This is a genomic window from Actinospica durhamensis (genome assembly GCF_018139695.1).
In the GTDB taxonomy this organism is placed as follows: Bacteria; Actinomycetota; Actinomycetes; order Streptomycetales; family Catenulisporaceae; genus Actinospica; species Actinospica durhamensis.
This window is the reverse complement of sequence record NZ_JAGSOG010000069.1, coordinates 24,229-34,303: the sequence shown is the minus strand read 5'-3', so window position 1 is coordinate 34,303 and position 10,075 is coordinate 24,229. Positions and strand designations below refer to the sequence as shown.

The 10,075-nt window shown below is 74.4% G+C and carries 6 protein-coding genes; 5 read left to right on the top strand and 1 reads right to left on the bottom strand.

What is annotated here, in order from left to right; all coding sequences use genetic code 11:
• Both KDL01_RS15955 and KDL01_RS15950 read left to right on the top strand, forming a co-directional pair.
• Window positions 1-522: AAA-associated domain-containing protein (locus tag KDL01_RS15955; protein WP_212529285.1), on the top strand; the 522-nt coding region annotated here is incomplete at its 5' end.
• 40 nt (window positions 523-562) lie between these two features.
• Complete coding sequence (locus KDL01_RS15950; RefSeq protein WP_212529284.1) at window positions 563-1,417, top strand: fumarylacetoacetate hydrolase family protein; 855 nt, start codon at window positions 563-565, stop codon at window positions 1,415-1,417.
• A 128-nt stretch (window positions 1,418-1,545) separates the two neighbouring features.
• Here the strand turns inward: KDL01_RS15950 and KDL01_RS15945 are convergent, their stop codons facing one another.
• The gene (locus KDL01_RS15945) at window positions 1,546-3,951 is read right to left on the bottom strand and encodes a penicillin-binding transpeptidase domain-containing protein (RefSeq protein WP_212529283.1); all 2,406 of its coding nucleotides are present in this window, start codon (window positions 3,949-3,951) and stop codon (window positions 1,546-1,548) included.
• A 156-nt stretch (window positions 3,952-4,107) separates the two neighbouring features.
• On the opposite strand from KDL01_RS15945, the gene KDL01_RS15940 reads away from it, so the two are divergent.
• From KDL01_RS15940 to KDL01_RS15930, 3 genes are all read left to right on the top strand, one after another.
• Window positions 4,108-4,623, top strand: coding sequence for a 2'-5' RNA ligase family protein (locus KDL01_RS15940; protein WP_212529282.1), 516 nt, complete (start codon window positions 4,108-4,110; stop codon window positions 4,621-4,623).
• A gap of 114 nt (window positions 4,624-4,737) precedes the next feature.
• Complete coding sequence (locus KDL01_RS15935) at window positions 4,738-6,711, top strand: hypothetical protein (protein ID WP_212529281.1); 1,974 nt, start codon at window positions 4,738-4,740, stop codon at window positions 6,709-6,711.
• A 5-nt stretch (window positions 6,712-6,716) separates the two neighbouring features.
• Window positions 6,717-9,929 carry a hypothetical protein gene (locus KDL01_RS15930; RefSeq protein ID WP_212529280.1) on the top strand — a complete coding sequence of 1,071 codons (3,213 nt, stop codon included), beginning with the start codon at window positions 6,717-6,719 and terminating at the stop codon, window positions 9,927-9,929.
• Window positions 9,930-10,075 lie beyond the last annotated feature (146 nt).

Genomic DNA, 10,075 nt, shown 5'->3' with positions numbered 1-10,075 from the left:
CCCACCGACACCGCGGCCCGCTCCCCGGTGGAGGTGCCGCTGCCCGCGGTGTCGGTGGGCGGGATGGCGGGCCTGCTCGAGATCCTCGAGGCCCGCGGCGGCGAGGACGGCCTGGCCGAGATCTCGGACGACCTCAACTTCGAGGTCGACGACCTGCTGCCGCTGGTGGACGCGGTCGCGCTGCTGGGCCTTGCCACGGTGCGGGGCCCGCGGATCGAGCTGACCGAGGCCGGCCGGGCGTACACGCAGGCGGACATCCTGGCCAGCAAGCAGCAGTTCGCCCGGCTCGCGGCCGAGCGCGCGCCGCTGGTGCGCGCGATCGTGCTGGCGCTGCGGGCCGGGGTGGACGGGCGGCTGCGCGAGGGCTTCTTCGTGGACCTGCTGCGCCGCCGCTACTCCGAGGAGGAGGCGCGGCGGCAGTTGGAGACCGCGATCGACTGGGGCCGGTACGCCGAGCTGTTCGACTACGACGCCGACGACGGGGTGCTCATGCTGGAGCGGGAACCCGGAGACATCCGATGAATGTTGCGCCGAGCCGGGCCGCGGGCCTAGTCTCGGGGCCATGAAACTGCTGCGAGTGGGAGAGCCGGGCCGGGAGGTCCCCGCGGTGCTCTCGGACGACGACCGGATCCTGGACCTGTCCGCGCTGACCCCGGACATCGACGGCGCCTTCCTGGCCGGGGACGGCCTCGAGCGCGTGCGGGCTGCGCTGGCGGCGGGCGAGCTGCCCGAGCTGGCCGGCGCGGCCGAGAAGCGGATCGGCCCGGCCGTGGCGCGTCCGGGCAAGGTCGTGTGCATCGGCCTGAACTACCGCGATCACGCGGAGGAGACCGGCGCGCAGATCCCGCCGCGGCCGGTGGTGTTCATGAAGGCCTCGTACACGGTCGTCGGACCCTTCGACACGGTCCTGATCCCGCGCGGCTCGACCAAGACCGACTGGGAGGTGGAGCTCGCGGTGGTCATCGGCCGCGAGGCGCGCTACCTGGCGAGCCCGGACGAGGCGCTGGCGCACGTGGCCGGGTACGCGGTGAGCAACGACGTCTCCGAGCGGGAGTTCCAGCTCGAGCAGTCGCACCAGTGGGACCTGGGCAAGAGCTGCGAGACCTTCAACCCGCTGGGCCCGTACCTGGTCACCGCGGACGAGGTGGGCGACCCGGGGGCGCTGGGGCTGCGGCTGTCGGTCAACGGCAAGCTCCGGCAGGACGGCAGCACCGCCAGCATGATCTTCGACGTGCCGTACCTGGTCTGGTACCTGAGCCAGTACATGCGGCTCGAGCCCGGCGACGTCATCAACACCGGAACACCGGCGGGCGTCGCGCTGGGCCAGGCCGACAAGCCGTACCTGCGGGCCGGCGACGTGGTGGAGCTGGAGATCGACGGCCTGGGCACGGCCCGGCAGGAGTTCGCCGCGGCCTAGGGCGGGGATCGCCGGCGGCCCGAAGTCTCAGGAGACGAAGACACCACGGCCGGGGCGTGCACCGCGAGGTGCGCGTCCCGGCCGTTCGGCTGCTCGGCTGCTCGGCTGCTCGGCGAAAACCGTGGCGCCTACGCGTAGCCCAGGTGCTGGAAGACCGTGAGGCACTCCGGCGCGGCGGTGGCGGCGCCGTAGCCGCCGTCGATCGCCAGGGCGCACAGCGCGATGTCGTGCTCGTCGTCGAACACGACGAACCAGCTGTTGTTGGTCAGGTTCGCGCCGCTGCCGACCTCGGCGGTGCCGGTCTTGGCGAAGAAGTGGCCGTTCTTGGGGAAGGCCACGGACTTCGCGGTGCCCTCGGTGATCACGCTGCTCATCAGGGTCTTGAGGTCGGCGTGCAGCTGCGAGCCGAGCGGGGTCGCGGTGATCTGCTTCTGCGTGGGCAGCAGGATCGGCTGCTTGAAGCTGCCGTTGGCCACGGTGGCGGCCACCGAGCACATCGCCAGCGGGCAGGAGACCACGTCACCCTGGCCCACCAGGGACTCGGCCAGGCCGCCGCGGCTCAGGCCCGCGGGCACGTCCATGTAGCTGGCCGTCTGGTTCAGGCCGATGTCCCACTCCTGATTCAGCCCGAAGTAGGTCTTCGCGGTGTCCGAGAGCAGGTTCCCGGTCATCCCGGAGTGGTCCCAGAAGCTGGAGAAGGCGTTGTTGCAGGAGGTGGCGAAGTCCGTCTCGTAGGTGTAGTCGCCGGCCTCGCCCTCGCTGTTCTTGAGCGTCTGCTGGTCGATCGTGATCACCGGCGGGCAGACCACCTCGCTGCTGAGGCTGGTCAGGCCCTTGGACAGCAGCGCGGCGGAGGTGATGATCTTGAAGGTGGAGCCGGGGGCCACCTTCGTCAGCAGCGCGTCGTCGTAGTACTGGCTGGTGGTGTTGTTCGCGATGGCCAGGATGTGCCCGGTGGACGGCTGGATCGCCACGATCGAGCTGTAGCTGTGGTTGGGCACCGCGGACTCGGCCGCGGCCTGCACCTTCATGTCCAGCGTGGTGGCCACGGTGCCGTTGTTGATCGGCTGGGTCAGGGTGGCGACCGTGGCCAGCTGGTTGCCCTTGGCGTCGGTCATGATGACGTCCTGGCCGGCCGTGCCGCCGGAGGACTCGGCCGTCTTCGTCAGCAGTGTGACGATCACGGTCAGGCTCGGGTGCGCGCTCGAGTCGATCGCGGCGCCGTTGCGGTCCACCAGGCCCTTGATACTCGCCGGGGTCTTCTTGATGGCGAGCTTGTAGCCGGCCTTGAGCGAGGTGTAGAGGATCGCCGGGCTCCACTGCACGAACCAGCGGGTGTAGCCGTTGATCTGCTTCGAGTAGGTCGCGAAGCCGCTGGAGTACTGCCACTCGCCCATCGGCGTGCCCGCCTGGGTGGTGAGCGAGTAGGTCATCCAGCCCACGTCGTTCGCCGGGTTCGGGTTGACCACCAGGCCGCTGACGTTCAGGACCTGCTTGTACTCCTTGAGCGCGGCCAGCGCGGCGCTCGGGTTGTCGGTCAGGTTCGCCGCGGCCTCGAGCTGGTCGCTCTGCCAGGCGGTGAGGAACGCGGTGCCGGTCTGGGTGGCCGCGGACGCGCCGCTGTCGGCCTCCGGGGAGAACCCGACGGTGGGCACGGCCGGGGTGGTGCCGGGGATCTTGATGACGCCGGCCAGGGTCAGCCCGGCCGCCGCGGCCACCGCGACGCCGCCGGTGACCAGCAGCGCGCGCCGGGACCTGCTGCGCGGACGGCCGTCGTCGCCGTCCACCTCGCGCTGGTCGAGCTGGAAGTTGTGCGGCGGCGGCAGCTCGTCGCGCTGCGGGTCGACCTGGTGGAACTCCGGCGGCCGGTAGCCGCGCCCGCTCGGCTCGGCCGGCGCGGCGGGGCGCTCGGCTCCCGGGGGCGCGGTCCAGGCCTGGGTGGCGTCCGTGGCGCGGCCGTAGCCCTGCGGCGCGCGGGCCCCGGCGGCGGCGTCCGGGCGCTGCCGCTCGGCGGCGCGGTAGGCGCGGCGGGCGGCGTTCGAGTTGCCGGCCGCGGTGGCGTCGGAGTAGGGGCGGCGGGCCATGTCGGAGGCGGGCGGCACCGGCGGCATGACCGTGGTGGTCTCCACCGGCTTCACGTCGGCGACCTTCGGTATCAGCGTCGTCTCTTCGACCTCGGCCAGCGAGACCCGGCGGGCCTGGGCCTCGGCGTCGGCCGGCTCCGCGGACTCCGGTTCGGTCTTCTCGACCTGCTTGGGGACCACGGCCGGGCGCGCGGCGACGGTCGTCTCGGCCAGGGCCGGGTCGGGCCGGTCGGCCGGGGCCGCGCCCGCGTCCTCGGACCCGTCCTCCCCGTCGGAGTCGTCCCCGGCGCCGGGCTCCTCGTCGGCCCCGGCCTCGTCCGCCTCGTCCTCCGGCTCGAGGTCGGGGACCTCGGAGACCGGGATGCGCGGCGGGCTCGACACGGCGGACGACTCCTCGGGCTCCGTACTGGTCGCGCTCTCCGGACCGTTGCCGACCGGTGCGTCCGCCATGCTTACCGCCTGTCCCTCTCGTGCTTCGTCACGCCGTCGACCCGCCCCGTCGCATGCTGAGCCTTCCCCCGAATCTATCCGACGCTCCGGGGCCTTTGTCCAGTTGCGTCGGAGCGGCCGCGGCGCCGGACGGAGCCGTCTGCCACGATCACCGGCATGACCGTCTCCGTGGAAATGTTCTTCGATCCGGCCGGCGACGCGGCCGTGCGCGGCCTGTGGGACCGGCTCGAGGCGGCCGGCCTGCGCAGCCTGGCCACGACCACGCACCACGAGCACCACCCGCACGTCACGCTCACCGTCGCCGAGCGGATCACGGTGAACGACGCGGCCCGGCGGGTGCTGGCCGGCCTGCTCGGCACCGAGCTGGACCTGCCGGTGCTCGGCGCGTTCCCGGGCGAGCGCTCGGTGCTCTTCCTGGGCGCGACCAGGACCCCGGCGCTGGCCGCCGCGCAGCGCGACCTCTACACCGCGCTCGGGGACGCGATCGCCGGGGCCTGGGAGCTGTATCTGCCGGAGCACTGGGTCCCGCACTGCACCCTGGCCATGGCGCTGGACACCGGCGAACTGCAGCGCGCGTTCGGCGCCCTGCACCCGCATCCGGCGCGCACGCTCCGGGTGGCGCGGATCAACCTGGTCGACGTCGGGACCGGCGCGCTCACGCCAGTGGTCTGACACGCCCGCCGACTCCGGCAAGATCCGCCCGCCGCCCGTGCCAGGTCTCGTAAGGTAAATTGTGGCGTCGGCGTGCGACCGCGGGGCGGCGAGGCGGAGCGGGAGGGAACGGCAGTGTACGAAGGCTGGCTCGGTGGGCAGATGGGCCGCCGCCAGGACTGCGCCGCGTGCGCCCGGCACGCCGAGGGGGCCGAGGCGGCGGCGCTGCGCCAGGACGAGCGGGCGCTGGAGATCTGGGCCCCGGTGCTCGAGGGCGACCTGATCTGCGACCACCAGCCCCAGGGCGTGCTCGGCGCGGCCCTGCTGGTGCTGCTGCGGCGCGACGAGTTGGCCGCCGCGCTGCACACCCACCAGTACGGCTACCGGATCGCGCGGCGCAAGCCCGCCTTCCGCGGCGCGATCGGCGAGCACCTGGAGTTCTGCGCGCTGACCGGCAACGAGCACCGCGGCCTCGAGCTGCTGGCCGAGCACGCGGACTGGCTCACCGAGCCGGCGCCCGGGATCGCGGCCCAGGCCGAGTTCCTCACCGGCGCCAGCGTGCTGCTCACCCGCCTCGTCGCGCTCGGGCACACCGAGCTGCCGGTGCCCATGCCGCCCTCCCCCGGCGCGCACGTGCCGGCCGCCGAGGAGCTGACCGTGGGCGTGCTGCGCGGCTTCGTGGACGCCGAGCTGGACTCGCTCGCGGCCCGGATCGCCCGGACCGAGCAGGAGGACGGGCTCGCGCCGGGCTACGCCTCCCGGCTGCGGATCCGGCGGCTGCGCCAGCCCGCGCTGTGCCCGCTGGAGCTGCCGGTGCGCAGCACGCTGCGGGAGCCCTCGGCCACCCCGCCCCCGTACGCGGAGCCGGGCGCGGCCCACCTCGAGGTGCCCGGGACCGGGGACCTCTACGCCCTGAGCGACACGCTCTTCCAGGCCGGCGAGCTCGACGAGGTGGAGCCCGCGCTGCACCAGGTGGTCGAGCGCTCGATGGCCGCGGGCGCGCCCTGGTACGCGGCGCGGGCCGAGATGAACCTCTCCCGCCTGGTCTCCGACCCGCGCCAGGCGGTGCGCCTGGCGCGGGCGGCGGTGATGGACTGCGTGGACGCGCGGCTGCGCGGGCCGGCCGCGCTGACCCTGGCCACCGCGCTGTGGGAGCTGGACGGGCGCGAGGCCGAGGCGATCTCCCCGGCCCTGGAGGCCGCGGACATCTACACCGCGGAGGACCGCGGCGCCGAGGCGGCCCTGGCCCGGCTGCGGGCGGCCGACGCGCTGGCCTTCACCGGCCGCCGCCGGGTCTCGGTGGGGCTCTACCAGCGCTCGTTCGCCGAGCTCGACGACGAGTCGTTCTGGGACCCGGAGGAGTACGGCGCGGCGCTGGCCCGTCATCAGATGCAGTATATGCGCGCCCTGCTCCAGCTCGGGGCCGAGGACGAGGGCCTGGCCGTGCTCGAGCGGCTGCGCAACCGCCTCGAGCACTGGCCGGACGACGCGATCCTGTTCGAGATGACCGTCAACGCCGCCTACGCCCTGCGCGACGCCGAGCTGCCCGGGCCCGCGGCCGACGCGTTCCTGCGCGCGGCCCGGCTGGCCGGGGCCGACCCGGAGCGGCTGCTGGTGCGGATCAGGTGTCTGCGTTCGGCGGCCTGGCTGGAGTTCCGGGCCGGGCGCGACGACGGCACGGACCTGATGGACGAGGCGGGCACCGCGCTGCTGCGCCGGCTCGAGGCCGAGCCCGACCCGGACCGGCGCGACTCGCTGCGGCTCGAGCTGGCCGAGACGCACCTGCAGCGGGCCGAGCTGACCGCGCAGAACGACCCGCTGCCGGCCGAGCAGGACGCGACCGCGGCCCTGCAGGGCCTGCGCCGGGTGCTGGCCCGGCGGGCCGCGACCGATGTCGAGGGCCTGCTCGGGCTCTACGGCCGGATCGGCGACTGCGCGCTGCTGCTCGGCCGGCTCGAGATCGCCCGGCACGGCGCCGTCGGCCGGGCCGAGCGCCGGCTGCGCACGCTGATCGCCGAGCTCGAGGCGGCGGCCCCGGAGGGCTTCGCCGACCTCGTCAAGACCCTGACCGAGCAGGCGGAGCGGTTCGCGCGGGAAGAGGAGCGGTAGCGGCGATGGCGATGGATGCGGCGGGGATCGCGGCGGCGTTCGAGGAGCTCGACCACCTGCCGTACGGCCGGGAGCGGATCGAGGGGCACCTGCGGCTGTCGGCCGAGGCCGAGGCGGGCGAGGACTACTCGCTCCAGTGCAAGCTGCTGATCTGGATCTCCGACGACTACATGGAGACCGACGACAAGCCGCGCATGATCGAGTTCTTCGACCGCGCCTGGGCGCTGTACCGGGAGCACGCCGAGGCGATCGAGCCGCACGTGCGCTACAACCTGCGCACCACCTTCTCCCCGACGATCACCGCGCTCGACCTCGATCCCGAGGTCCCGGCGCAGGAAGTGCTCCGACGTCTGGAGGAGATGGACGCGTTCTACCGCGACGGCGGGTACAGCATGCGGATCCCGTACCGGACCCGCTACTGGTTCCACCGCCGCCGCGGCGAGAACGAGCTGGCGGCGAAGTTCGTCGAGCTGCTCGCGGACGAGCCGGGCGACGCCGGGGCGCACTGCGACGCGATGGGGCCGATGGTGGCCGCGCAGTGGTATCAGGGGCCTGCCAAGAACCGGGCCCGCGCGGCCGAGCTGTGGCAGCGGATCCTGGAGCTGCCGGACCAGAACTGCGCCGAGGACCACCGGGCCCAGGCGCTGGCCGAGCTGGCCTTCCTGTCCCTGGTGCTCGGCCGGCCCGCGCTCGCCCGCGGCTGCCACCGGGCCGGCTACCCGCTGATCCGGCGGGTGCGCGGCGAGTGGCGCGCGCTGGACCTGCACATGATCTACGCGAACCGGGTCAGGGACGTGGCCGGGTTCCTGCGCATCGTGCACGACCACGCCGAGCTGCTCGACGCCCCGCTCGACGACGACGTGGCCTGGTACCACGGCCGGGTGCTGCAGTTCCTGCACCTGCTGTGCCTGCGCGGGCACGCCGAGCTGCCGATCACCCTGCCCGACCGCTCCGAGACCACGGCCGACCGGCTGCGCGAGCGGCTGGACGCGGGGCTGGCCGCGCACGCCGCCGGGTGCGCCGACGAGGCCGAGCGGGAGCGCTACACCGAGCGGCTGACCTCCTGGCGCGAGGAGACGCTGCACAAGGTCGACCTGCCGGCCGAGGAGGAGGACGACGAGTTCTGGGAGTCGGGGCTGGCGCCGGTGCCCTCGCCCTGGGCCGCCCCGCCGGACCTGGAGGACCTGCCGCGCGGCTGGACCGCGCAGGACGCGCTGCTGGCCGAGGCCCGGGTGCTGGCCTACCTGGACCACCCGCACCTGAACGGGGCCTGGGCCCGGGTGGCCGCGCTGGGCACCCCGCGCTCGCTGCCGGACCGGGCGCGGCTGACCGGCTACCGGGCCGCGGTGCTGATGCGCGAGAGCGACTTCGCCTCGGCCCGCACCCTGGAGCTGGAGAAGGCCGGGATCTACGAGCAGTGCGACCGGCCCGGCGACGCGCTGGTGAGCCGGCTGATCGCGGCCCTCTCGGCCTATCTGACCGGGGATCAGCAGACCGCGCTGGCCGAGCGGGACGAGATCCTCGCCCGGGCCCGCACCTGGCACGCGGCCGGCCGGCTGACCGACGGCGACCTGATGCTGTTGCTGGTCAACGACTTCCGCCTGGACTCGATCATCGAGATCAAGGCCCTGGCGGCCGGCCCGGACCACATGATCGAGAATCCGACCACGAACGAGAAGTTCACCGCGGTCAAGGACCTGTACCTGTCCACCGAGCTCTACGCCTCGCCGTGGGCGGACATGCTCGGCGCCTGGGCGTTCCTGCGGCAGAACCTGGGCCTGCTCTACGGCCGGTTCGGGCTCGCGCCCGCGTTCGTGGCCGAGACCGCGGACCGGGTGGACTTCTGGTACGCCAAGGCCCGCGACGCCTACCGGGACGCGCTGCAGTTCCCGCAGCAGGCCGACGCCGAGCTGAAGCGGGGTCAGAACCTGCTCACGCACGGGCGGTTCGCGAAGGCGGAGGCGGCCGCGGTGGAGGCGGCCCGGCTCAACGCCGGGGTGGACCCGGACCTGACCGGGCCGATCGCGCTGCTGCGGGCCGAGGCGATCGCCCGTCAGGTGCGCGACGGCTCCCGGGACGAGGACCTGCTCGAGGCGGCCCGCGAGGCGGCGGTGCTGGCCGGCGGCGAGGGCTCGGAGGAGGCCGCGTACGCCCGGATCCTGGTGGCCGACGTGCACCGGCGGGCCGAGCGGCACGAGCGGGCGCTGGAGATGTACGCGGACGCCGTGGAGCAGATCGGCGACGGCTGGGGGCAGCTGAGCGCGCGGTCCCACCTGCGCCGGGCCACCGCGGGCCAGGTGGTCAGCCTGCGCCGGACCGGCGCGCCGGAGCGGGCCGGGGAGCTGCTCAAGGGCCTGTTCGCCCGGCTGCCCGACTGGAACAAGGTCACCATCGGGTGGATCCACTTCGACGCGGGCGAGGCCTTCGCCGCCCTCGGCGAGCCGGACCAGGCCACCGCCGACTACACCTGGGCGGCCCGGCTGGCGGAGAAGGACGACGAGATCGACCCGCGGGCCTGCGCGCTGGAGCAGCTGGCCGCGCTGACCGTGGCCAGGGACCCGAAGGCGGCGCTGGCGCTGGTCGACGACGCCGCGGCCTGGATCGGCAAGATCACCGAGGCCGAGCTGGCCGGCCGGCGCGAGGCCGCGGCCCGCAAGGCGGCGGCCGCGGCCGAGCGCGGCGAGGTGCCCGAGCCGGCCGAGCCGCCGAAGCCGGACCCGCGCAAGCTGGCCCGGCTGGCCGAGGCGAGGGCGTCCAAGGTGCGGCTGCTGATCGACCCCGACCCGGTGGCCGACGACGTGCTCGGCGAGCTGCTGCCCGGGGCGTACCGCGAGGCGGCCGAGGCCACCGACACCCTGGCCGAGCTGCTGCGCGAGGCGCACGCGGCGAACGCCGAGGACCCGTGGCGCGAGGAGCTGATGGCGAAGCTGGAGGCCGGGCTCGGCTGGGTCGCCACGGTCCAGGCCGGTCTGGGCGACAAGGCGTCGGCCGCGGCCCGGTTCGCCGCCATGGCCGAGCTGGCCGAGGCCTGTGACCTGCCCGGTTACGCGACCACCGCGCGGGAGAACGCCGAGGCCATGGCGCAGGGCGCGGGCGGGTCGGCGGGCGGCGGCGAGGCGCCGGGGACCGCGGCCGAGGCGAGCGGGCCGGCGGCCGTCGAGGCGGTCGCCGCCGAGCGGTCGGGGGTGCGGGCGCAGTCCGCCGTACCGGTGAACTGAGTCACACCGGTGGCCGCCGCCCGGCCGTGCGGGCGAGCGTGCCCGCACCGGTGCGCCGAGGCCGTCGACCGCGCCGCCCACGTCCGGCTGACCTCGGCTTTCGGCGGCCCGTGCGGGCAACTTGACCGGTTTTGCGCCTGTCAGGG

Coding starts and splice junctions, on each gene's coding strand:
- KDL01_RS15940 (WP_212529282.1), top strand. CDS start 4,108: ATGACCGTCTCCGTGGAAATGTTCTTCGATCCGGCCGGCGACGCGGCC.
- KDL01_RS15945 (WP_212529283.1), bottom strand. CDS start 3,951: ATGGCGGACGCACCGGTCGGCAACGGTCCGGAGAGCGCGACCAGTACG.
- KDL01_RS15930 (WP_212529280.1), top strand. CDS start 6,717: ATGGCGATGGATGCGGCGGGGATCGCGGCGGCGTTCGAGGAGCTCGAC.
- KDL01_RS15950 (WP_212529284.1), top strand. CDS start 563: ATGAAACTGCTGCGAGTGGGAGAGCCGGGCCGGGAGGTCCCCGCGGTG.